18 protein-coding genes are annotated in these 23,774 nt (G+C 66.3%); 9 read left to right on the top strand and 9 right to left on the bottom strand.

The annotated features are described in order from the left end of the window. The first annotated feature begins 243 nt into the window (after positions 1-243). The 3 genes from AC1DS4_RS08600 to AC1DS4_RS08590 all read left to right on the top strand — a co-directional run bounded on the left by AC1DS4_RS08600 (position 244) and on the right by AC1DS4_RS08590 (position 7,194). Positions 244-5,178: a DEAD/DEAH box helicase gene (locus tag AC1DS4_RS08600; RefSeq protein ID WP_477632696.1), complete on the top strand. Its 4,935-nt coding sequence runs from the start codon at positions 244-246 to the stop codon at positions 5,176-5,178. Positions 5,179-5,302: 124 nt separating this feature from the next. After that, positions 5,303-5,809 carry a hypothetical protein gene (locus AC1DS4_RS08595; RefSeq protein ID WP_477632695.1) on the top strand — a complete coding sequence of 169 codons (507 nt, stop codon included), beginning with the start codon at positions 5,303-5,305 and terminating at the stop codon, positions 5,807-5,809. A 269-nt stretch (positions 5,810-6,078) separates the two neighbouring features. Continuing rightward, positions 6,079-7,194 carry an OST-HTH/LOTUS domain-containing protein gene (locus AC1DS4_RS08590; protein ID WP_477632694.1) on the top strand — a complete coding sequence of 372 codons (1,116 nt, stop codon included), beginning with the start codon at positions 6,079-6,081 and terminating at the stop codon, positions 7,192-7,194. A 1,836-nt stretch (positions 7,195-9,030) separates the two neighbouring features. Here AC1DS4_RS08590 and AC1DS4_RS08585 read toward each other — a convergent pair. From AC1DS4_RS08585 to AC1DS4_RS08575, 3 genes are all read right to left on the bottom strand, one after another. Further along, the gene (locus AC1DS4_RS08585) at positions 9,031-9,390 is read right to left on the bottom strand and encodes a hypothetical protein (RefSeq protein WP_477632693.1); all 360 of its coding nucleotides are present in this window, start codon (positions 9,388-9,390) and stop codon (positions 9,031-9,033) included. Between the two features lie 592 nt (positions 9,391-9,982). Then, entirely contained in the window at positions 9,983-11,044 is a 1,062-nt protein-coding gene (locus AC1DS4_RS08580; protein ID WP_477632692.1) for a DUF932 domain-containing protein, read from the bottom strand. A 78-nt stretch (positions 11,045-11,122) separates the two neighbouring features. Beyond that, a complete protein-coding gene (locus AC1DS4_RS08575) occupies positions 11,123-11,584 on the bottom strand; it encodes a hypothetical protein (RefSeq protein ID WP_477632691.1) in 462 nt (153 codons plus the stop codon). On the opposite strand from AC1DS4_RS08575, the gene AC1DS4_RS08570 reads away from it, so the two are divergent. Further along, positions 11,583-11,732 carry a hypothetical protein gene (locus tag AC1DS4_RS08570; RefSeq protein WP_477632690.1) on the top strand — a complete coding sequence of 50 codons (150 nt, stop codon included), beginning with the start codon at positions 11,583-11,585 and terminating at the stop codon, positions 11,730-11,732. The two genes, AC1DS4_RS08575 and AC1DS4_RS08570, sit on opposite strands and share 2 nt — an antisense overlap. A gap of 112 nt (positions 11,733-11,844) precedes the next feature. On the opposite strand, the gene AC1DS4_RS08565 is transcribed toward AC1DS4_RS08570, so the two are convergent. Both AC1DS4_RS08565 and AC1DS4_RS08560 read right to left on the bottom strand, forming a co-directional pair. After that, positions 11,845-12,981, bottom strand: coding sequence for a tyrosine-type recombinase/integrase (locus AC1DS4_RS08565; protein WP_477632689.1), 1,137 nt, complete (start codon positions 12,979-12,981; stop codon positions 11,845-11,847). Positions 12,982-13,063: 82 nt separating this feature from the next. Then, on the bottom strand, positions 13,064-13,375 hold the full coding sequence (locus AC1DS4_RS08560; protein ID WP_477632688.1) for a hypothetical protein: 312 nt from the start codon (positions 13,373-13,375) through the stop codon (positions 13,064-13,066). A 256-nt stretch (positions 13,376-13,631) separates the two neighbouring features. On the opposite strand from AC1DS4_RS08560, the gene AC1DS4_RS08555 reads away from it, so the two are divergent. Then, complete coding sequence (locus AC1DS4_RS08555; RefSeq protein WP_477632687.1) at positions 13,632-14,117, top strand: helix-turn-helix domain-containing protein; 486 nt, start codon at positions 13,632-13,634, stop codon at positions 14,115-14,117. A gap of 339 nt (positions 14,118-14,456) precedes the next feature. On the opposite strand, the gene AC1DS4_RS08550 is transcribed toward AC1DS4_RS08555, so the two are convergent. Next, the gene (locus AC1DS4_RS08550) at positions 14,457-15,905 is read right to left on the bottom strand and encodes a recombinase family protein (protein WP_477632686.1); all 1,449 of its coding nucleotides are present in this window, start codon (positions 15,903-15,905) and stop codon (positions 14,457-14,459) included. A gap of 22 nt (positions 15,906-15,927) precedes the next feature. On the opposite strand from AC1DS4_RS08550, the gene AC1DS4_RS08545 reads away from it, so the two are divergent. The 4 genes from AC1DS4_RS08545 (at position 15,928) to AC1DS4_RS08530 (ending at position 20,258) form a co-directional block, all read left to right on the top strand. Further along, the gene (locus AC1DS4_RS08545; RefSeq protein WP_477632685.1) at positions 15,928-17,229 is read left to right on the top strand and encodes a YifB family Mg chelatase-like AAA ATPase; all 1,302 of its coding nucleotides are present in this window, start codon (positions 15,928-15,930) and stop codon (positions 17,227-17,229) included. Then, complete coding sequence (gene dprA, locus AC1DS4_RS08540) at positions 17,226-18,329, top strand: DNA-processing protein DprA (RefSeq protein WP_477632684.1); 1,104 nt, start codon at positions 17,226-17,228, stop codon at positions 18,327-18,329. Before AC1DS4_RS08545 ends, dprA begins: the two co-directional genes overlap by 4 nt. Before the next feature lie 63 nt (positions 18,330-18,392). Then, positions 18,393-19,295 carry a tyrosine recombinase XerC gene (locus AC1DS4_RS08535; RefSeq protein WP_477615609.1) on the top strand — a complete coding sequence of 301 codons (903 nt, stop codon included), beginning with the start codon at positions 18,393-18,395 and terminating at the stop codon, positions 19,293-19,295. A 138-nt stretch (positions 19,296-19,433) separates the two neighbouring features. Continuing rightward, positions 19,434-20,258 (top strand): DUF3152 domain-containing protein, encoded by an 825-nt coding sequence (locus AC1DS4_RS08530; protein ID WP_477632683.1) that lies wholly within the window; start codon positions 19,434-19,436, stop codon positions 20,256-20,258. Between the two features lie 113 nt (positions 20,259-20,371). Here the strand turns inward: AC1DS4_RS08530 and AC1DS4_RS08525 are convergent, their stop codons facing one another. The 3 genes from AC1DS4_RS08525 to AC1DS4_RS08515 form a co-directional block, all read right to left on the bottom strand. Beyond that, positions 20,372-20,983, bottom strand: a complete 612-nt coding sequence (locus tag AC1DS4_RS08525; RefSeq protein WP_477615458.1) for a peptidoglycan DD-metalloendopeptidase family protein — start codon at positions 20,981-20,983, stop codon at positions 20,372-20,374. 119 nt (positions 20,984-21,102) lie between these two features. Further along, positions 21,103-22,260: a pyridoxal phosphate-dependent aminotransferase gene (locus AC1DS4_RS08520; protein WP_477623379.1), complete on the bottom strand. Its 1,158-nt coding sequence runs from the start codon at positions 22,258-22,260 to the stop codon at positions 21,103-21,105. 40 nt (positions 22,261-22,300) lie between these two features. Then, on the bottom strand, positions 22,301-23,605 hold the full coding sequence (locus AC1DS4_RS08515) for an MFS transporter (protein WP_477632682.1): 1,305 nt from the start codon (positions 23,603-23,605) through the stop codon (positions 22,301-22,303). Between the last annotated feature and the right edge of the window lie 169 nt (positions 23,606-23,774).

Here is a 23,774-nt window from a genome sequence, read left to right as displayed (position 1 = left end):
GTGGGAGCGCCAAGATGCGGGCAGCCGGGTCAACGGCCGCGGTCGCCCTCGCAGTCTCCTGTCCAGCAGTCGCCTCGCGGCCAAGCCCCGGGTGAGTCCCTGGTCATGCAGTTGTCAGAGCGGCCCGCTCGGCCCTGGCCAACTGTTCGGTGGGCACTCACTTCACGCACACGCGGAAGTTGCGTCCGGTCGGCGCGCCGGGGAGGTCCTCCAGTCGGGCGCTGCGTGAGGCAGGATGCGGGGATGTCAACGTCGATCTACGAGGTCTTGGACGAACTGCGGGCGCAGTCCACGTCGGAGGCCGACAAGGGCAGCAAGCTCGAGCAGCTTATGGCCCAGTTCCTGCGCACGGACCCGGTGTATGCCGAGCAGTTCAGCGACGTCTTCCTCTGGCAGGAGTGGCCGGGACGCGATGGCAAGCACGACACGGGCATCGACCTTGTCGCCGTGGACCGGCTCACCGGGGCCCACGTCGCGATCCAGTGCAAGTTCTACGCGCCCGGTTCGACCATTGGTAAGACGGACATCGACTCGTTCCTCTCGGCCTCCGGCAAGGAGGGTTTCGCCCAGCGGATCATCGTCTCGACGACTGACAAATGGAACGGCCACGCCGAGGACGCGATCCAGGGCCAGCAGATTCCGGTTCGTCGGATTGGCATGGCCGACCTTGAAGCCTCGATAGTCGACTGGGACGCGTTCGACTGGGAAAAGCCCCAGGTGCTCCCGGTCACCGAAAAGAAGAAGCTGCGGCAGCACCAGCAGGAGGCGATTACCGCCGTCACCGCCGGGCTCGCCGTCCACGACCGCGGCAAGCTGATCATGGCCTGCGGAACAGGCAAGACCTTCACCTCCCTACGGCTGGCCGAACAGCTCGCAGGGGCTGGCGGCAGCGTCCTGTTCCTCATGCCATCCATCAGCCTGCTGTCGCAGACGCTGCGCGAGTGGTCCAGTGAGGCCGAGGTGCCTCTGGCCCCGCTGGCCGTGTGCTCTGACCGCAAGGCCACGGCCCGGTCCAAGGCGGTCAACGAGGACATCTCCGCGGTCGACCTGGCGCTGCCCTCCACGACCAACGTCGCAGTCCTGGAGTCCCGCCTGACCCAAGCGCTGGGCGAGTCCGACTCGATGACGGTCGTGTTCTCTACCTACCAGTCAATCGACGTCGTCGCGCAGGCACAGAAGCAGGGCGACCTGCCCGCGTTCGACCTGATCATCTGCGACGAGGCGCATCGCACCACCGGCACCACGTTGACCGGCGATGACGAGTCCGCCTTCGTGCGCGTCCACAACAACGACTACATCCGCGGCGCCAAGCGGCTCTACATGACCGCCACGCCGCGCATCTACGACGACTCCTCCAAGGCTAAAGCCGGCGAAGCCAACGCCGTCCTCGCCTCCATGGACAACGAGGACCTGTTCGGGCCCGAGCTGCACCGGCTCGGCTTCGGCGAGGCCGTCTCCCGCCACCTGCTCACCGACTACAAGGTCCTCGTTCTCGCCGTCGACGAGACCAGCGTCTCCCGCACCTTCCAGCTCCAGCTCGCCGACGAGGGCAACGAGCTGCGCCTGGACGATGCGGCCAAGATCGTCGGCTGCTGGAACGGCTTGGCCAAACGAGGCGACGCCGAGCACTCATTCGCGGCCGACCCAGCGCCCATGCGGCGCGCAGTCGCCTTCGCGGGCACGATCAAGGACTCGCGGCAGATCGAGTCCCTCTTCGGGCAAACCGTGCAGCAGTACGCCGCCGCCCACGACCTCGAGGACGAGTCAGGCGACCCGGTGCTCACGTGCGAGATCCAGCACGTCGACGGGACCTTCAACGCCCTCGAACGCAACACGCGCTTGGACTGGTTGCGGGCCGACGTGCCCGATGGCACCTGCCGCATCCTGACCAACGCGCGGTGCCTGTCCGAGGGTGTCGACGTGCCCGCGTTGGACGCGGTGATGTTCCTGTCCCCGCGCAAGTCGGTGGTCGACATCGTCCAGTCCGTCGGTCGCGTGATGCGCCGATCTGAAGGCAAAGAGTACGGCTACATCATCCTGCCGATCGGCATCCCCGCGGGCATGACCCCGGAACAGGCGCTCAAGGACAACAAACGGTATGCCGCGGTGTGGGAGGTGCTCCAAGCCCTCCGGGCGCACGATGAGCGGTTCAACGCGATAGTCAACCGCATCGAACTCGTCAAGAAGCGCGACGACAAGGTCAATGTCATAGGCGTCCCCGGTCATGGCGACCGCGACCGCGATCGCGACGGATCGGGTGAAGGGACAGGCGCCCAAGGCATCCTTGGACTCACCTGGCTGGACGAGTGGCGCGAGGCGATCTACGCCAAGGTCGTCGCCAAGGTCGGCTCCCGGACCTACTGGGAGGACTGGGCGAAGGACATCGCCGACATCGCCCAGCGGCACATCACCCGCATCACCGCGCTGCTCGACGGCGGCGACCCGAAGGTCACAGCCGAGTTCGATACGTTCCTCGGAGGCCTGCGCGGCAATCTCAACGACGGGATCACCCGGGCTGACGCCGTCGAGATGCTGGCCCAGCACCTCATCACTCGGCCGGTCTTCGACGCCCTCTTCGGTGGGTACGACTTCGCCGCCCACAACCCGGTGGCCCAGACGATGGAGCGGATGCTCGACGCCCTCGACGAACACCGCCTCGACGACGAGAACCACTCGCTGGAGAAGTTCTACGACTCGGTCCGGATGAAAGTCACCGGCGTGGACAACGCCGAAGGGCGGCAGCAGCTCATCGTCAAGCTCTACGACACCTTCTTCGCCACCGCGTTCAAGAAGACTGTGGACAAGCTCGGCATCGTCTACACGCCGACTGAGATCGTCGACTTCATCCTCCGATCCGCCGACGACGTCCTCCGCCATCACTTCGGCCAAGGCCTCACCGACGAAGGTGTACACGTCCTCGACGGATTCACCGGCACCGGCACGTTCATTACTCGACTGCTCCAACTCGGGCTCATCGAACCGCAGGACCTGGCCCGCAAATACACCCACGAGCTACACGCCAACGAGATCCTGCTGCTGGCGTACTACATCGCGGCCGTCAACATCGAGACCACGTACCAGGACCTACGGGGGACCCTCGGGGAGGAGAGTGAGTACGAACCCTTCCCCGGCCTGATCCTCACTGACACGTTCCAGTCGTGGGAAGACGACGACCGCCTCGACACCACGGTATTCGTCCAGAACAACGAACGCCTCGAGAAGCTCAAGGCGCTCGACATTCAAGTCATCGTCGGAAACCCGCCCTACTCGTCGGGGCAAGATTCCGCCAACGAGAACAACCAGAACACTTCATACTCGGGCCTCGACGCGAGCATCCGCCTTGCATACTCCTCCGATCGAGGTCGCGGAGGAAACAACTCGTTGTACGACTCCTACATCCGTGCCATTCGCTGGGCCTCTCTACGCATCAAGGAGCGTGGCGTCGTCGCCTTCGTAACGAATGGCGGGTGGATGGATTCCAATGTCGGCGCTCAGATGCGGCAGAGCCTGGCGAGCGACTTCAGTTCCATCCACATTTACAACCTTCGGGGAAATGGCCGGGTCGGCGGCGAAGCCGGGCGTGCCGAAGGCAGGCCCGTTTTCGAGTTCGCTGGCTGGGACCGCGGTGGGACGGAGAGGAAGAGCAGCAAGGGCGGTTCAAGGGCGACGATTGCAATTACCGTTCTGGTGCGTGATCCTGCACATGACGGACCTGTCATGATCCACTACGCACAAGTCGGCGACGGTCTGAGTGCGGGTCAGAAGTTGAGGGAGGTATCAGCGGCCGGCTCAGTCATGGGGATCTCGCAGACCCGGCGGCTGGCTCCTGATGCGCACGGCGACTGGCTCTCTCACCGACGCGATGACTTCGGAACCTTCCTTCCCCTCGGGGCAAAACACGGCGAAGACGCGGCTGGCGTCACTGTCTTCGACCTGTATGGGCGCGGTCTGGAGACGGGGCGGGACGCATGGGTGTACCAGTCCGAGCGCGTCAAACTGACCAGTCAGGTCCAGAGCACGATCGCTGCATACAACCGGCAGGTAACGGACTTTGTCGCGCTGCTCAAGAGCCACGCAGGTCGCCCCAAGGACTTGGTGGTCGACTTCATCGACACGGACACACGCAGAATCTCCTGGACTCTCAGCTTGAAGAATCGACTCGCCTCTCTGAGGCCCTTGAACTGGAACCCAGATGCGGTCACGGTGGCGGTCTATAGACCGTTCTTCAAGCAGTTCGCCTATTTTGATCGTGGACTGAACCACATCACCGGCCAGGCGCCCAACTTCTTTCCAAGCCCACACCACCCCAACCTCGGCATCTATCAGGTTGGGATGGGATCAGCTGTTCCGTTCTCTGCATTAGCGGTCAACTATCTTCCGGATCTTCACGTGACCGGCGCTGGATCCGGAGGGCAATTCTTCGCTCGGTGGCGCTTCGAAAGAGAGGATCCTGGCAACGAAATGCTGTCGTTCGATGCAGCGAGCGACAGCGAGGTCGTCGACGGATACCGCCGGACAGACAACATCACGGATGCTGCACTGGGACTGTTCCGGGCGGCCTACGGGGACTCGATCACCAAGGACGACGTCTTCTTCTACGTCTACGGGCTGCTGCATTCGCCGGACTTCCGCGAGATCTACGCGGCCGATCTCAAGAAGATGCTCCCCCGTATCCCACTCCTGCAGGACGCACGCCCGTTTATCGAGGCCGGGCGATGCTTGTCCGAGCTGCACCTGGGCTACGAGAGCGTGCGGCCGTACCCGCTCGAGGGGCTGGACGCCCGTCCACCCGCGGGACGCGATCCTTACGACTTCTATGCAGTCGGTGACAAGAGGATGCCGTTTGGCAAGCCCACGGCCGAACGGAAGGCCGCTGGCGAAAAGCATGACAGGACCACGATCGTTTACAACAGCGACGTCACCTTGCGTGGTATCCCCGACGAGGCGTACCGCTACATGCTCGGATCACGGTCGGCGATCGAGTGGATCATCGACCGGTACTACATCAAGACCGACAAGGCGTCGCGGATCGTCAACAACCCCAACGACTGGTCCCGCGAGGTAAATAACCCCCGCTACATCCTCGACCTCCTGGCGCGCATCGTGACAGTCAGCATTGAAACGATGAAGATCGTCGATGGCCTTCCGGGACTGCAGATCCGAGAGGAGCGACCGTGACTCCTCAGCGATGGTGCACTTCATCAATGCCCACCCTGAGCGCCGGTGCTACCCAGCCTCCCCTTCGGTGCTTCTTCCTTGGGGAGCGTAGGGCCCTGGGTCCTCTTCGCTTTAGGACGCTCTGATGGGCTTGACCAACCCGCCAGGTCCATTCGGCCAAAGCGTCGAGGTCGACGCTGCTCTTCCCGCCTCTGCGCTGCAGGCACAGATGATTTCGCACGCGGTACATGCCATGAGCATGGTTCGGGATCTACCGCGATATGCGCACGACAGCCAAGCAGAGGTGCCCGACGTGGTTCGGGCGGCCTGCCTAGAGGCGTTCTTCATGAACGTAAGGCTGATAGCTGAGTTCCTCGTGAGGACTCCTAAGAAGCTGGACTTTAGCGCAGCGTCGATCGTCGGCGAGTGGACAACGGAGGAGTCTGCCGCCGTCGACCGTCTGAGGGATCAGTGGTGGATTGTGGCTTCACGGCATGTTGCGCACTTCAGCAGGGAACGCATTGCCGCAGACCCTGCTGCCGTGGAGTACGAAGACGCCACCCTCCCCGGTCTGGAGGCCGTGGTGGCCGACTGCGAGGTCGTCTGGAAGCGCTTTGAGCTTTGGGCAGGGATCTACCTGCCACGGATGTGATCGGTAGGGAGTTACGCTCAGCCCCTCGGGTGCAGGCAGGCGGGTCTCGAGACGTTCAGCCGTCATCGTCTGCGAGTGGGCCCGTTAGACGGACGTTAGACGGGCCGTAATACCTGCAGGTGGAACGCATACGATCGGATACCGGGTCCGATGCGATGTCGCCTTTTGGAGCTTGCTGACGTTCGAGCCCGATGCAGCTCGTCGGTGCCGCATGATGAGTTGGCGGGGTCGGGCACCCAGACGTCGCTGTGGGCGGCAGAATGTGCGTCATGACCCAAGCCCCTCGCGTGCATGAACTTGCAAAGCGCTACAGTCTGCCTGCCCGTGAGGTTCTGGCGATGCTCGCCGCCGCATCGATGCCGGCCGCGACCGCGACCTCCAAACTGAGCGACGAGCAGGTCAAGGCTGTCCAAGAAGCGGTGGAGAGCAAAGGCCTCAAGACTGTTGAGACGCAGCCGCCCGCCCTAGCTGCGGACGGCCGCGTCGACAGCCCGCCCGGCGTACCGCGGGACGCGACTGGCAGTCACTCACCAAGGCTGTCGAGCGAGACGGTGCTTAGGAATGAGTCCCAATCGGAACGCGACACAGACTCTCTGCGCGAGCTCATCTTGAGGTCGTTCGAAGCAGCACGAGTTGGAGGGAAGGAGGACTGGCAGGTCATGTCCACTGCCGTCCTCAAGAACAGGTTCTCGCAACTCTTGAACGCAAAATTTGATCAGCGGCAGTATGGATATGCGAAGGTCGTTGACCTTGTGAAGGACTTTCCAGACCTTCTGGCACTGGATGAATCCAAGAACCCTCCCGTGGCTCTATTGCTGTCACAGCCTGCTCCCGTAGCGGTCGATGAGTCGATGCAAGTTAGACCGGATTTGTGGAAGGCAGTGATCGACTACAACCGGCGGGAACCATACGTGTTGGTCAATGGACAAGCCGTGCCAAAGTCACTCGCGCCCGAAGAGGATCAACAGTCGACGCCTCTCCCGACCATTAACCCCCGGGTCCTGGATGAGTGGCGGGCTGATTTCGCTGACGCAGGCCGTGAAATCTTGCACGGAAGGCCCGAGGAGCTACGACGCCTGACCGACTGGGTGGAATCCCATCAGGGCACTCTGGCGCTCCCAGGCGTACTCCGCGGTCGTTGGAACCTGTATTTGAAGAACGCCGTCCTGGAGCGTCTCCGGGCATGGTTCACCCAACAAAACGTTGAGACGCCAGATGACCTAGTCATCCCACTGGCCCGCTCGCGTCGGCCGGAGATCGCTCGACAGCACACCGAAGAGAGCCTTCTTCGTGCGGCCCTGATCGACTCCATCAGCCAATTGTCCTTTGAGGAGTTACGTCAAGTGTCGCTCCCGGCGATCAGTTTGATTCGGCGCCGCTCGTGAGCAGGGGCTCACGCAAACTAAAGCGGACGACCACTGCCGCGCCGGGACCCGTAGATGACCCGACCATAGGGGACGTACCTCGCAGGGTCTGGTTTATCGCGACGGAGCGGCAGTCCGATGACCAAGACGCCATCCGATTCGCCGTCGAGCGTGCCTGCAAGGAAAACGGGTGGGCCTTTTCTATGCGCCGTTCTAAATTTCAGAGGGTGCTGGGAGGGGAGGAAAAGGACAAACCCTACCGTTCGCTCACGCCAAAGGACGCAACAGACATTTATCAGGATCTGCATCTGAATAGGTGCCTTGTGGTCGCCACCCACGCGTGCTACATCAAGGCAGATCCATCGCATGATCCAGTCTCACTCAGGGAGCTGATCTCCCTGGGCGACTTCGTTGCGTATAAGGCGGCTTTCGTACTCGCTCGAGGATCCTCGGCTGCGTTGAGTGCTGTAGGAGACTTCGGTCAATGGCCACCGGCTGACGGCTGTAACGGCCAGCATGATGCAAGAGTCCTACCGCTACACAGCTTTGATCCCTCAATTTGCTGGCTACACCTTGACGCCGCCGAGCAACGGTCCCGCTTCGACCAGCACTACAGGCGGAAGGCCGGCTCCAGGAGCGATGTTGGGGGTCGCACATGGCAGACTCCGAACGGTCTCCATGGGGCCGCAGGGGTGGATAGGGAGGCGCTCACTGTGGCAGGTCACACGCTACCCCTGGGTTATCACTGGGACGTCGAACGTGGACGCGGGAAGGCCACCATGACGACCGAATCCGAAGTTTGGCATCTGGGGTACGAAAGGGCGTACCTGAATATCTATCCCAACGGCTATGTGCGGGGCGAGCGCAATAGAGGAGCCAAGCGAGTCTGGCCCCAGGGACGAAAATGACAATGGCCCCGCCATTGGGCGGGGCCATTGTTTGAGATAATCTCGAGCTCTGATGCTAGCGAGGGCTATTGCCGAACGGTGTGGATGGATCGCGAACCGAATGCGACTCTACGGATTCGGGGCCCGACTTTGTAGTGCGCCACCTTGGTCGTTGGGAACACCCTTCACTGCTGGGTGAGAACGTTGCATCCGTGCTCGACCCCTCCGGGAGGATCGCTCCCCGCGGATTAAGCGCCATGGTACACGCTCCTGGGGCTCGCGTCCCACCAACGGTCCAGGTCCTTTCAGGGGAAGACTGCTCCGTTGCTGCCTGAGTCCGAATAGATCCAGAGCGCGTCGGCGTTCCCCGTCATGGTCGCGAAGAGGGCGACGGCATCTCCGCCGGACAGTGTAGGCAGGCTACCTAGTCCTAGACGCAGACAGGCCCCACGGCCCCTCCCGCCGTCGCGGGGGAGTCAGGTTGGCGGCCAGCACCGCTGCGAGTTCGTTTGCGGGCCTGTCCATGTAGATCTCGGCAGTCGCTGACGATGGAGTGGCAGCAGCATGTTGCGCTCGGCCCGACCGATGCTGCGGACGACTCCTTCGTGGTGCTCGTACGTGTTGACAGCCGTGAGCACACCCTGGGCGGTGCCTGACCACGGGGCGACGCGATCATCGTGGGCGTAGCGCCGTTCGAGCGCTGCCCGCGTGTTCTGCGCAATGGTCAGGGCTCGACCCGTCAGGGGTTTGCCGTTGCGGTGAATCTGGGGAACCTGATGGTCAAGGGCGGTTGACCGTTGGGGTGTGGATGGCTGACGTCGGGCCCCCTGGGTAGCGCGGATCCTCCCGTGAGGACGTGTGCCGGCCCAGAGAGGTAGCTGCCGAGCCTCGACCAAGTGCGGGGCTAGATGCATTGGCTGAGTGAGTAGCGCAGTTCGCCCGGGGGCCCATGCCTGCGGTCGCCTTGCTCCTACTGCTTCGATTCCCACGTCAACAGGTTCTTCGTTGCATGGGTGGTTTGGCCGTATGCCTGCTTAGCCTCGTAGTTGATCCGCTCTTCCAAAACCTTCAGATGCGTGCGGAGGTCCTTGACCAGTTTCCAGCTCCATGCCCAGATCACCCCCACGAGTACCACGACGGCAGCACCGATAGGCAGCTTCGAGTCGTCGGGTACTTCCTTGGCGATGACAAGCGCTGACGCTGCGATGACGATGCCGGTGAGGGTAAACCGTCCGGCGATCCTGCCGGTCACTTCGGTCCGAAGTGTGCGGTATTCCTCAAGAAGCACCGATAGGCGGCCCGCGGCGCATGGATCGGGGAGCGTGGTCACGGGTCCTCCTTGTACATCGGTTGCCCGCCGGCGGATCGTCATCGTGGGCGGAACATGCGTTAGGGCCTCGGCTAGGCGGTCCAACGGAAGACGCCATTGGTGGTTCTCGTAGCATCGCGCCTCAATCGCGGCTGTTCAGTATGCCTGCGAGCGGCCCATTGGTGGCGCTGGTACACCGCTACCTCACCCTCCTCGATCACATGCATGTCCCGATGCTCGCCACTGAAGTGGTACCAGGACTCACTCACGCGTCGGACGATAGAGAGTGACTCATCGTTGCTCACCCGGCACTCGTAGCTGACCCATTCGTAATACGTGCGATTGCCGCCCGGCCTTGACGAGGGGCGCATTGCGTCGATGAAGTTGTGGGTGTCGCCACCAGGCAGCTGCACTGAGACGGTCATGTACGGAGTTTGTGCCTTTTCCCCCATCTTGGGCTCACGCCCTTGACGGAGGTCCCGGTACGTCACCCGCTGCACAACGACCCAGCCCACCACGGCAGCGCTGCCCCTTTAGTCGCGTGCCCTGAAACGCAAGAAGGCCCCGTGGCCCTCTCCCGCGGGTGGGCGGGAGAGGGCCAGGATCCGAGGAGCTAGGCGGCGATCACTTCACATAGCTGCTTCCAGGTGTGCATGTCGAGATCGCGGAAGTCGCCGGTGACGGTGCGCAGCATGTTGCGTTCAGCACGGCTGGCCCCGCGGACGACTCCCTCGTGGTGCTCGTAGGTGTTGACAGCCTTGAGCACTCCCTGGGCTGTCCCTGCCCAGGGTGAGACCCGGTCGTCGTGGGCGTAGAGCCGTTCGAGCGCTGCCCTCTTGTTCCGCGCGATCGTCAGGGCGGCTCCCTGTAAGGGTTTGCCGTTCCGGGCGATACCGGGAACCTGACTGTCAAGGAATGTCGCCCACTGGGCGGGGCTGACCGGTGTCCGGCAGAGCTGGGCGACCTCGCGGGCGAAGTCGTCGGCGAGGGTGTGGATCATGGCCAGCGCCTGCCGTGCTTCGCCGAGCCGGGCCTGAGAGTGGCGGGAGTGCTTGACCTTGTACTGCTGGCCGGACTCGGCCAGAGCCAAGTCCCGCGTGTTGTCGCAGACGGTGTCGGTGATGGTGCGCTTGAACGTCGTCGCGATGGAGCCGTCGAAGGAGGTGGTGGCCAGCAGGTTGGGTCGGAAGGTGACGCCTTCGGGGGTGGTGATGCTTTCGGGCACGCTGACTTCGACCCATGCCACAGCTCCGTCTCGCAGCAGCCCGGCTGAGCTGATGGACAGGTCGTCGTCGAGGATGTTCGCGACGGTGGTCAGCAACCACTCGCGGTACTGGTGCATCACATAGGCGGTGGTGAAAATGCCCAGAACGTCGTGGGTGTCGCTGCGGGTGATGGCCTGCCGGTCCGCAAGGACACTCCATTGGTGGGGGAGTCCGTCAGGTCCCAGGTGGGTCATGGTGTCGATGGTGGTGGGAATCTCAACGGCCAGCGGCCTGGCCTCTGCCCGCCAGTTGAAGAGTCGACGTTCAACGTCGGCGACCGGGATCGGGCCGGGGTAGTGGTTGGTGTCCTGGCCTTGGTGTTCGGCCCGGTAGTGCCAGGCGTGGCCCCGGTGATCGGTGTTGCCGATCAGGGTATTGGTGTTCAGGTGTTCCAGAGTTTCCTTAGACATGATTCGTGCTCCTGACATGGCAAAGCCCCCGGCGTTGGCCGGGGGCGGGTGGTGGGTTGGGGTTGGGTCTGGCTTGGGTTATGCGTAGGACCAGCCGTCGTCACCGTCGGGGTCGTAGCGCTGCGGGTTCCGGTCGTGCCAGGGGCCGCGGTCGCGGGCGGCCGCCCAGGTGTTCATCAATGCGGAGATGATCGCGAGGACGAGGCGGTGCAGGCTGACCTGGCGGGCTAAGGCTGCGGTTGTCGCGATTACTAGGGCCCGATACAGGTCGCTGGAGTCCATCAGCTCTTCATGGCTGACCCAGAGTCCCTTGACTCCTCTGGCGACGCTGGTGAGTGCAGCAGCAAGTGTTGCGGTTGTGGCGGCGTAGCCGCGGCGGACGCTTGTGGCGATCGTCCTCTTCGTGGACCTGGCACTGCCCATCATGGCGTTGGTCACGGTCCTCTTCATGCTGAGCATGACGATCATGATGGGCATGATCACGCTCCTCTTCGTGGTCTTGCTGTTGCCCGTCACGGTGTCGGTCAGGGTCTTCCTCATGGTCTTGATCATGCTCATGGTGAGCCTGATGACGGTCCTCGTCGCGGCCCTGGCAGCGCGCGTCATGGCGTTGGTCAGGGTCGTCTTCGTGGTCCTGATCGTGTTCGTGGTGGGCATTGTCATGGTGCTCTTCGCGGTCCTGGCGTAGCCCACCATGGCGTTGGTCAGGGTCGTCTTCGTGTGCCTGATGATGTCGATCATGGAGTTGTTCATCGTGTGTCCTTTCGTGGGTGATGCGGGGTGGGCGGGTCGACTTCGGCCTAGGTGGTGCGACCATCCAGCACGTCGGCGAGCCGGGCAGCCGAGGCGGTGGCCTTTTCGGGGGAGATGTGGGCGTAGACGTCCGCGGTGATGGCCATGGAGGAGTGACCTAGCCTGCGGCTCACCTCGATGAGGCTCTCCCCGCCCTCGAGACCGAGGGTGGCGGAGGTGTGGCGCAGGTCGTGAAGGCGGATGCGCGGAAGGCCAAGAGCCTTGGACAGGGTGAGGAAGCGGCGTGACACGTAGGTGGGGGAGTAACACCCGCCAGAGGGCCGTGAGAACACGAACATCGCCTCGAAGGCGGTGTCCCGCGACCACGGATGCCTCAGGAGCGCCCGCCGCTGGGCCGACTCGAGTAGGGCCTTGGTCCCCGCATCGATGGCGACTGTCCTCAGGCCTGCATCAGACTTGGGCGGCCCGACCAGGAGCTGGCCGTCGACCGATACGATCTGCCGACGCACAGTCAATGTTGGTTGACCGAAGTCGATGTCACCCCACTGGAGACCTACCGCTTCGCCCCGGCGAAGCCCGCACAGCAGCAGCAGCCGGTAGAGCAGGTGCAGCGGCTCGTCGGCGGTGCCTGCGAGGAATCGGGCGGCCTCATCCCTGGTCCAGACCGCTGTCTTCGGCTTGGTGGGCTTGGGTAGCTCCACGGTCCCAGCAGGGTTGCGTCGGATAAGTCCCCGTCGCACCGCGACGTTCAGGGCACTGTTGAGCGTTGCCAGGATCCGGCGCATGGTTGTCGGGGTGATCGGTCGCTCCCGGAACCGGTTGCCCTCCGCGATGCGCGCGAAGACCCGTTCGATGTGCTGGGCACGTAGGTCGAGCAGGCGCAGTGGACCGATCTCGGGAATGAACAGCTGGCTGATGTGCCTGCGGTACTCCAGCACTGTGGTGGGGCGCAGCGCCTGCTTGCCGTCCAGCCATTCGGTCAGGTAGTTGCCCACCGTGATCGTGGTGTCGTACACGTCCCCGACCCGCAGCTCCCCGATGGTCCGGGCGAGCCAGGCGGTGGCGTCCCGCTTGGTGTCGTGGGTCGTGGTCCTTTGTCTGCGCCGTCCCGTCGGAGTGGGTGGTATGTCGATGACGGCGTACCAGCGGCTGTAGCTCCCGTCCGGCTTCCTCTTGCGATACACGTGACCTCGCATGGTGCTCCTTCCTTGGACATGACAAAGCCCGCCACCGGAGGTGGGGGCGGGCTGGTGCTCTCGGTCGTGGTCAGGCGTTGTTGGGTGGTCCGACAGCGTGCGGGGGCATCTGCGGTCCGAACGCCTGGTCGGCCAGGACCGCCGCCTCTGCCCACGCGGCAGTGAAGGAGGACAGGGCCTCCCGGTTGGCCACGTAGACGAGGATGCGACCGACGCGTACGCCGATCTGTCCCTTCTGAGGACCAGACAGGGGTGTCAGGACGCGCACGGCGTAGTCCTGGTGACCGGCGGCGAGGACTTGGGAGGCGACCTCGAAGCGGTTGTCGAACGATTGCTTGCCGACCGGTGACGGGACGACATGGAGCGAGCGTGGGGACGACATGGTTTCTCTCCTTAGTTGGTCGGACATGAAGAAAGCCCGTCGCGGATGCAACGGGCTCGTGGTGCTCATCAACGGGGTTTTGCCAGCCTGGGGAGGCGTGGTTATCCCATTTCGTTGATGTATCCATTATATCGTGAATCGTCTTTGTTCTCAACGGTTTTCGTACGCTCTATGTGCGCTCATCTGCCTGTCAGACGGTTTGGTCGTCTGCACGCCATGGCTGTCCATCGCCTGGGAGGCTTGTCACGCTTAGGTCATGACGACCTCCCAGATGACCCCCCGGGTGACGGGTCGCCACCGGAACCGGGCTCTCGCGGCGGCACGGCGCAGGCAGGCGGTTGAGCTCGCCCTCTCCGGCGCGACCTATCAGCGCATCGCCGAGGAGATGGGTTATGCCAGCAGGGGCACGGTCTACCGGATCGTCCAACAAGCGCTTACCCGAGCCGAGGCCGAGACAATCGACGAGCTGCGAGAGCTCGAGCTGAAGCGACTGGATGCGCTGCAATCGGCATATTGGGAAAGGGCCGTGTGTGGCGATCTTCAGGCCGCGGCGGTCGTCATCAGGGTGATCGACCGCAGGTGTCGCCTGCTCGCTCTGTACGCCGCTAGTCAAAGGCTCGATCGCTGCGACCGCACAGGCCCTGTTGTCCCAATGATCGTGGATCCCGCCGACCTCGTTGCCTGCCGGGGGTGGCCTGTCGATGGATGGGCGAGGAATCCGACAGGTGTCGATCAGGACTGAGCTGCGCTTGCCGGGTCGACACGATCGCCCGACTTCCCTCTGCGCGCTCTCTCTTGTCTAGCCAATGCAACCCTGATCACCAATTCGCTTGGCGCACAACAAATGCACTGGGCTCGCGCCGGTGAGGCAGGGCGCGCTAGGGTCAGCAGCACAACCTAGTCTCGTCCGCCTCCGATCCCGAGGAGCCGTGTGAAGAGATCGTGACGGTCGCCAAGACGTTTTGGTGGACGACGTACCTCGTGAACGGTGGGTAAGAGCAAGACGGGAAGTCCAGCCTCGCGCAACGCGGAGGCTCGGGTTACCGCCGACTGGGGTGACTGGACTGTGTCGGTAACCTCACTACAGAGCCCGGGCGTTAAGGGCACGCCCACGAAAATCCACGCTTCCCACAAGGCCCACGCTTCCGGCTTTGTCGGCGTACCAACCAAGTTGGGTGGGTCCAACCTTGATGGCGTCAGGTCTGAAGTAGGACTGACCCTTGACCCAGCCTTTGGGTCTGCCCCTGCCGGTTTTGGTGATCGTGATGGTGAAGAGCAACGCCAGGATGGTCCTCTTCCCTTCCAGATTGGCCTTCGCCCACGAGGTGAAGAGGTCACCAGCCAGGACGGCTGGGACACCGGACATGGCGTGGTGAAGTCTCTCCTGCACCTCTTCCAACTCCTGCCTCAACTCCAGAGATCCAGAAGCGAGCTGCTCGGCGTCGATGACTCCCTGGCCGAACAGAGCGGCCATGACGTTGAGTCGGTTCCTGATGGCTGATGCTCTGGCTCTGTCATGGGTCAGATCCCTGGTGTTGTCCGTGGTGGGGATTGTCTTGCCGGGAAGCAGAGCCGCCATCCTCTGGTGGATCAAGGCGTCCACCTCGGACTGGGCCTTGGCCACGCATCCCTTCCGGCAGCGGTAGACCCTGATCCCGTTGGAGAGCGTCGTGATCACCGCTTCCTGGCACACATCACACATGTAGAGGCCCGACCCCAGCCACTTCCTGGTGGGTCCGGTGGTGGTCCTTCTCTCGGGATCTGACAGGAGAGCCGTCAAGGCACTCCACTCAACCGGATCAACAGCGGCTGGCCACTGAGCCCTGCCGATGACCTGGCCGTGATGCTCCATCAGGCCGGCGTTCCGGGGTCGAGCAAGGACCCGGCGAACCTCAACAGGCCTCCAGCTCTTGCCGGTCGACGTTGTGATGCCCTGGTGGTTCCACTCCCTGGCTACGGAGTAGAGGCTTCCACCGGCGAGGACGTGTTTGGTTGCCTGACGGAGGGCCTTGGCCTCACTGTCGACGATCGTCACGCCGTCTGCCTCGTACCCAAAGGGTCGACGTCCTCCCTTCCACTGGCCAGCGTCGGCCTTCTGCTGTTGCTTCCTACGCTGCCGTTCGGCCATGTGCTCAACCTCGTGCCGCGAGGTGGCACCCAAGATCCGAGCCACCATCCGTCCCGAGGCCGTGGACAGGTCGATCAGACCGGCCTTGACCGTGTGGGTAGGCGTGACGGCACACACCTCGACGTACCGCTCTAGCTCAGACGGTGAGCGGTGCAGTCGATCGGGGTGCCAAGCCACGACCAGGTCCACCGCACCCCTGGCGATGTCGGTCAGCATCCGCTCGTAGGCCGGACGGACCTTGCCCTTGGAGGCGCTGATGTCGTTGTCGGTGAACACCGTGACGACGCCGGCACCCAAGGACTCGGCGAGCTGCCGGCAGTCCTGGGTTTGTCGCTCGACACCGAGTCCGGCACCCTCACGGTCTTCGGAGATCCTGACGTAGATGGCAGCGCGTGTGGTCACGCCCTAATACTGCACTAACTCAGTGATCGAGCTGCCGATAGCCGTGGCCGTGGTGGCAGCGCTCGCGATGGTGTCTCCGGAGCGGGTGCGAGACATCGTGCACCTGGGTGAGCTGGGACTCGACGGTTCGGTCCGTCCTGTCCGCGGCGTCCTCCCCGCCGTCCTGTCCGCGGCGCGGGCAGGGTGTCGCGACGTCGTCGTGCCCGTGGCCAACGCGGCCGAAGCGCGGCTGGTGCCCGACATCCGGGTGCATGCTGTCAGCCACCTGGCCGATCTCATCGCGGCGTACTCGGGCGGGTCCGAGACGTTGGGCCTCGGCGTTCCGGACTCCGCCATCGCGCCGGCCCTGGCCCGGGCGGATCCGCTGGACCTTGCCGACGTCGTCGGTCAGGACGAGGCCAGGACAGCGCTCGAGCTGGCTGCTGCCGGGGGTCACCACCTGTTCCTGCTCGGCCCGCCCGGCTCGGGGAAGACGATGCTCGCCGAACGCCTCGTCTCGATCCTGCCTCGGCTCAGCCGCGAGCAGTCGATCGACGTGCTGGCGGTCCGCTCGCTCCTGGGCGTGACGGCCGCCGAGCTCGACGTCGAGGGGCTGCCACCGTTCGTCGCCCCGCACCACAGCGCGACCCAGGCAGCCATCATCGGTGGCGGCAGCAGTGCCGTGCGGCCCGGGGCGATCTCGCAGGCCCACCACGGTGTGCTGTTCCTCGACGAGGCTCCCGAGTTCAAGACCCAGGCACTTCAAGCCCTGCGCCAGCCGTTGGAGTCCGGCCACGTCATGGTCTCGAGGGCGCGGGCCACGGTGCGGTTCCCTGCACGGTTCCTGCTGGTCATGGCGGCAAACCCGTGCCCCTGTGGGCTGGGCTTCGGCAAGGGCATCGGCTGCGCGTGCTCCCCCATGGCCAAGCGCGGCTACATCGGCCGACTCTCCGGGCCGCTGCTCGACCGGGTCGACCTGCAGGTGCACGTGCCCGCGGTGACCCGCGCCTCTCTCGCAGGTCTGACCGGAGAGAGCAGCGCCGTCGTGGCCGCGCGGGTCCGGGAGGCCAGGGAGGCGCAGGCGCAGCGATGGGACTCGACCTCGTGGCGCGTCAACAGCGAGGTCCCGGGGTCCGAGCTGCGGCGTGGACGGTGGCGGCTGCCGAAGTCGACCACGGTCGACATCGACCGGGCACTCGACCGCGCTCAGCTCACCCTGAGGGGCTACGACAGGGTGCTGCGGGTCGGGTGGACCGTCGCCGACCTCGGCGGGCGCAGCACGCCGGTGCGAGACGACCTCGGCGCCGCCCTGGCCCTGCGCAACCAGGGGCCGGTGGCAGCGTGACGGCGCCACGGGCGTTTCGGGGGGAACGCGGGGCACGGGTCGCCTGGGCGCGGCTCGTCGAACCGGGCGACGCCGACGTGGCGGCCCGGATCGCGGCGGCCGGGGCGGAGGAGGCCTGGCACACCGTGACCCCGGGCACGACCGTTGGCGCGAGGATGGCGGAGCGGCTACCCGGGTTGGATGTCGAGCGGGACTTCCAGATCGCTCAGCGGCTGGGCGCTCGCATCATCATCCCGGGCGACGACGAGTGGCCGCACGGCTTCGACGACCTGGCCGCGCCCCCGCTCTGCCTGTGGCTGCAGGGACCTGCCGACCTCGCGGAGGTGGCGGCTCGCAGCGTCTCGATCGTCGGCGCGCGCGCCGCCACCGGCTACGGCGTCCACGTGGCCAAGGACCTCGCCGCCGGCCTGGCCGAACGCGACTTCGCAGTCGTGTCTGGTGCGGCGTACGGCATCGACGGTGCCGCGCACGAGGGCGCCCTCGCGGTGGACGGCGTGACCATCGCGTTCGTGGCCGGAGGCATCGAACGGCCCTATCCCAGTGGCCATGCCGGGCTCCTGGACCACATCCGTTCGGCAGGTCTCGTGGTCAGTGAGGTGCCACCGGGATCCGCTCCGACCAAGTGGCGCTTCCTCAGCCGCAACCGGCTCATCGCCACGGTCAGCCAGGGCACGGTCGTCGTCGAGGCAGGCCTGCGCAGCGGATCCCGCAACACGGCGCGGCTGGCGGGTGAGCACCTGAGGGTGGTCTGCGCCGTACCGGGACCGGTTTCCTCGGCGGTCTCGGCCGGCTGCCACGAGCTGGTCCGTGACGGGGCCACCCTGGTCACCGACGCCGCGGAGGTCGCCGAGGAGGTGGGTCCGATCGGGGAGCTGGCACCGCGCAAGCACGGGCCCTCAGAGCGCGACGACGACCTGTCGCTCACCCACCAGGCTGTCCTGGCGGCTCTGCCGACTCGCAACGCCGTCACGACCGAGGACCTGGCTCGCAGGTGCGGGCTCGCAGCCCACGAGGTCCGCAGCGCGTTGGGCGCCCTCGACGTCGCTGGTCTCGCGATCCGCGAGGGGAGTGGTTGGCGCAAACCCGCAGTGCCGCGCTGAGCTGCGGGGTGGCGGCTTGTGCCGCGTCGCTGCGTTTGCGACGGTGACGGCGTGAGTCAGTCCATGGCGCAGACGCTGGCTGCGTTCGAGCGCCACCTGCGCAGCGAGCGAGGCCGGTCGGAGCACACCACTCGGGCCTACCTCGGCGACCTGCGGGGCCTGGTGGAGTTCCTGGACGCCGAGTGCGGGATCACGGACCTCGCCGATGTGGGGCTGCGTGACCTGCGAGGCTGGCTGGCGGCCCAGGCGGAGTCGGGGGCGGCTCGCTCGACGATCGCGCGGCGGTCAGCCGCAGCCCGGACCTTCCTCGGCTGGGCCACGCGCACCGGGCGGGTAGAGCACGATCCCTCCTTGCGGCTGGCCGCGCCGAAACGCGGTGGCCACCTCCCCGAGGTGCTGCGGCAGTCTGACGCCACGGCTCTGATGGACGTCGCGGCGGTGGCCAGCGACGACCAGGACTCGATGCACCTGCGCGACCGGGCTGCCTTGGAGCTTCTCTACGCCAGCGGGATCCGCGTCGGCGAGCTCACTGCCCTCGACATCGACGACCTCGATCTCGACCGCGGTGTGGTGCGCGTGATGGGCAAGGGGGGCAAGGAGCGGACGGTGCCCTTCGGGGCCCCGGCGCGCGACGCCGTTCAGGCCTGGCTCACCCTCGGACGACCCCAGGTCGCCGTGGACGGCAGTGGCCCGGCCCTGCTTCTGGGGCGTCGGGGTCGTCGGGCCGACCCGCGACAGATCAGGGCAGCGGTGCACTCCCTGCTCGAACACGTCCCGAACGCACCGGACCTCGGCCCGCACGGGCTGCGCCACAGCGCGGCCACCCACCTGCTCGAAGGGGGAGCTGACCTGCGGCTCGTCCAGGAACTGCTCGGCCACGCGTCGCTGGCGACCACCCAGATCTACACCCATGTCTCCGTCGACCGGCTCAAGCAGTCCTACCGACAGGCGCACCCGCGTGCGTGACAACCGATTCGAGCTCTCGGCAGCCGCCACCCGGGCGCGCCGTGGTCTGCGAGCCGGTCGGAAGGGGGAAGATGGATGCCACAGTCGTCGCTCGGACCCCACGGGGTCCGCGTCTCTCGAGAGGAGCAGTGCCAGCGCGTGAGTGAGGACTCGCGGATGACCCGCACGCCGCCTCGGCACCGCCGCCGCCCCAGCCGGCAGGTGCGGCTCCGCCGCACCATCGCAGTCACGGTCATCCTCCTTCTCGTGGCCGTGGTGACCGTGCGACTCACCACCAGGGGCGACACGGCTCCGGTCGGTGCAGCTGCCTCACGGGTCACCACTCCAGCGAAACCCTCCGCGACGGCCACCCGGACGACCAACAACGAGGACGGCTCGGCGGCGACCGAGACGACCGCGGCGGGTGCCACCGAGGTCCCGCAGGAGGGCACCGGCAAGCTCACGGTCGTCTCGGTGCCGCGGGCTCCGGTGGCGACCTCCGGGCGGACCGTCAGGTACACGGTGGAGATCGAGGGTGGGCTCGGTGTCGACCCGGCGCAGGTGGGGACGACGATCCAGTCCGTGCTGCTCGACCCCAAGGGGTGGCAGAAGGTCGACGGTGTCCGCTTCGTCAACGTCACCCCGCAGCAGGAGGCCAAGGGCGCCCACGTGGACGTTCGGGTCACGCTGGCCAGCCCTGGCCTGACCGACAGGTTGTGTGCCCCGATGCGGACCCTGTCCCAGGTGTCGTGCTGGAACGGCGAGCGGTCGGTGCTCAACTTCCGCCGGTGGGCTCTGGGCGACGACAGCTACGGCGCCGACGTGGCGCTCTACCGCGTGTACCAGGTCAACCACGAGGTCGGTCACGGCCTCGGTCACCAGCACCGGACCTGCCCCGGCAAGGGCAAGCGCGCCCCCGTGATGGTCCAGCAGACCCTCGACCTCGGTGGGTGCAAACCCTGGCCATACCCCTCGGGCGCCTGACCCGCCAACCACGGGCTTCGGCACACGTGGTCCGGAGGGAGTCGGTCCGCGGGCACTGGGGCCAGAGGCACTGGGGTCAGGGGCAATCGATCCGGAGCCGGCAGCGGCAACACCTAGGGGGCCAGCGGCAGCAAGCGCACTCGCCGGCCGCCCTCCAGGAAGGTCAGGGGGTCGAGGTAGACGTCGCCCCGGATCGCCCCCAGGTGCAGGCACACGGCGGCGCCGCAGTGCGACCCGTGCTCGTCCAGCCGCCCCAGGACAGCTCCCCGCGCCACGGCCGAACCCGCGACCACCGCCGACTCCACCGGCTCGTAGGTCGAACGGATCCCGGAGGCGTGCAGGACGCTGACGGTGCCACGACCCGCGATGCTGCCCACGTGGGTCACCGTGCCCGCCTCCACGGCATGGACCTCCTGCTGCGCCGCCCCGGTGAGATCCGCGCCGCGGTGCCCGGCGCCGTACGTCGTGGCCGGTCGCACGAAGGGCCGGACCAGGGCGGGCTGCGGCTGCAGCGGCCAGGCCCAGCGGCCGCGCAGGGCGGGGGACGGGGCGCGGCTCGAGTCGCGCGGGACCGCTGCGGCCAGCTGGTTCCACGATGGCGCACTGGTCGACGCGGAGGAGGACGGGAGGCCAGGGTGCTCCCGCCCGGTCGGAACCGCCGACAGGGTGGTGCCGGCGAGGACCAACGCAGCGACGGGCAGGAGCGACACGGCTGCTGGATGCATCGGCTCAGGATCGCGGTCCGCTCCTGCGGGCGCCCGGCAGGGGACGGCGACCTGTGGACGGCGCGGTCCTTCACGTGGGCGGTGTGGATGTCGGGCAGCGATACCGCCCGGCTGTCGACCTACAGCCGGCTCAGCCGTTCCACCGCCTCGTGGAGCACCTCGTCCCGTTTGCAGAACGCGAACCGCACCAGGGTCCGGGCGGCCGCGACGTCGTCGTGGAACACCGACACCGGCACGCCCACGACGCCTGCCCGTGCGGGCAGCTCCCGGCAGAACGCGAGGGCGTCTGTTGCGCCCAGGGGAGCTGCATCGGCGACGACGAAGTAGGTCCCGCCGGGCACCGACACCTCCAGCCCCGCCGACCGGAGCCCTGCGACGAGCAGGTCTCGTTTGGCTTCCAGCGAGCGCGCCAGCCCGGCATACACCTCGTCGTCCAGGGCGAGGGCCAGGGCGACGGCGGGCTGGAAGGGGCCGGACCCCACGAACGTGAGGAACTGCTTGACCGCGCGCACGGCGGCCACCGCGGCTGCGGGCCCCGACACCCAGCCGACCTTCCACCCGGTGGCGGAGAAGGTCTTGCCGGCGGACGAGATCGTCAGGGTCCGCTCCCACATCTCGGGCAGGGTCGCGACAGGCAGGTGCACGGCATCGCCGAAGACCAGGTGCTCGTAGACCTCGTCGGTCACCACCCACGCGTCGAACTCCCTTGCGAGAGAACAGATCAGCTCGAGCTCGGCTCGGCTGAAGACCTTGCCCGTGGGGTTGTGGGGCGTGTTGAGCAGCACCAGCCGGGTGCGTGACGAGAAGGCGGCCCGCAGCGACTCCTCGTCCACCGCGAAGTCCGGGAAGCGCAGCACCGACGTGCGACGCACCGCGCCCGCCAAGGCGATCGACGCGGCATACGAGTCGTAGTAGGGCTCGAAGGTGACGACCTCGTCGCCCGGCTCGCAGAAGGCGAGGATGGTCGCGGCGATGGCTTCGGTGGCGCCGACGGTGACGAGCACCTCGGACTTCGGGTCGACGCCGAGGCCGTAGAAGCGCGCCTGGTGGGCCGCGACGGCATCGAGCAACTCGGGGACACCGGGGCCAGGCGGGTACTGGTTGCGCCCGCCGTCGATGGCCGCCTTGGCCGCGTCGAGCATTGCCCGGGGCCCGTCGGTGTCGGGGAAGCCCTGGCCGAGGTTGACGGCGCCGTGCTCGGTGGCCAGAGCTGTCATCTCAGCGAAGATCGTGGTGCCGAACGGGGCCAGTGCGGGTTTGCCGGGTGGACGGGCCATGCGCCTGAGGGTATGCCGCGTGACGACCGTGGACCGGAACCTATCCCTCGGCGCGTGGCGGGTGGGCCCGCGCTTCGTCCTCGTCGGCGTGCGCCTCGTCGGCGTGCGCCTCGTCGGCGTGCGCGATGTGTCCGAGCTGACGCCACACGAGCACAAGGGTCACGCCGGAGCCGATGAAGGCGAACCAGAACGGGGCCGCGGCGCCGAAGTGGCGAGCGAGGAGGCCCCCGAGGAACTGGCCCACGAGCAGCCCGACGATCAGCCCCACCCAGTAGACGCTCCCGACCCGGCCCTGGAACTCGTTCGGCGTGCCTCGCTGGCGGACGGCCGAGGAGAGGGAGCCCCACACGAACGCGTACCCGCCGAACACGACCATGATCCCCATGGCGACCCAGGGCACCGTGGTCAGCGCGAGGGCGAGGTGGGTGAGCACCTCGAGCACCAGACAGATCTTCATGAGGCGGGCCAGCGGCACGCGTCGTTCGAGCCGGTCGTAGAGCAGCACCGAGGTCACGCCGCCCACCGCCGAGGCCGTCGTGAGGAGGCCGAACCCCACCGCGCCGACACCCAGCCGCTCCTGCGCCCAGTAGACGAGGACGCCCCAAGGGGCGCCCCAGGTGATGTTGAAGATGAAGATGACGAGGGTGAGGGTGCGGATCGGCGCGTTGCCGGCGATCCAGCGCAGCCCGTCGAGGATGTCGTGGCCGATGTGTTGCTCCGGACGCTCGCGGGTGTCCTCGCGTGGCAGGCGCACCTTCGCGAACAGCGCGGCCGACAGCAGCAGGGCGCTGCCCTGCACCCCGAACGGGACGGCGGACCCCAGGGCGAACAGGCTCGCGCCGACCGCCGGACCGATGAACTGGTTGGCCACGAGAAACCCGGACATCTGCCGGGCGTTGCCGACGCCGAGGTCGGCCTTGGGCACGATCATCGGTAGGACGGCCCGCCAGCCGGTGTCGGCGAAGAGCTCCGCCACACCCACCGCGAACAGGGTCACGAGGAGCAGGGCGATCGAGACCGTGCCCGTGGCGATGGTCACGACCAGGATCGCCAGCACGACCACCCGCACGAGGTTGCCCGTGAGCACGAGCCAGCGGCGATCGACGCGGTCGGCGACGGCGCCGGCATACAGGCCGAGCAGCAGCGTGGGCAGGTTCTGGACCATCGCCGCCGCGGCGATGAGGGCGGGGTCGCGCGTCAGCGAGGCGACGAGCAGGGGACCGGCGGCCAGCGCGATCCCGTCGCCGAGCTGGCCTGTCCAGGAGGACGCCAGGTTCCAGCGGAACGGCACGCCCATGCGTGCCGGTGCGACCCATTCGCCGAGTCGGGACAGGAGGGTGGTCACAAGAGGGCGAGCCTACCGGCGTCCGTGCGAGAGGTCGTCCGGGTTTTCGGGGGGCTCGAGGGGGCCGGGGAGGGGCACGGGAGGGTCACGTCAGAGGCGCTGGCGATTTCTCGATCACGCCCGTGAGCACGTACGATGGTCGGCGGTCCACGTGTGTTCACACACGCAG

It is taken from the genome of Pedococcus sp. P3_C7, assembly GCF_056402615.1.
This window is presented reverse-complemented; position numbering and strand designations above follow the sequence as displayed.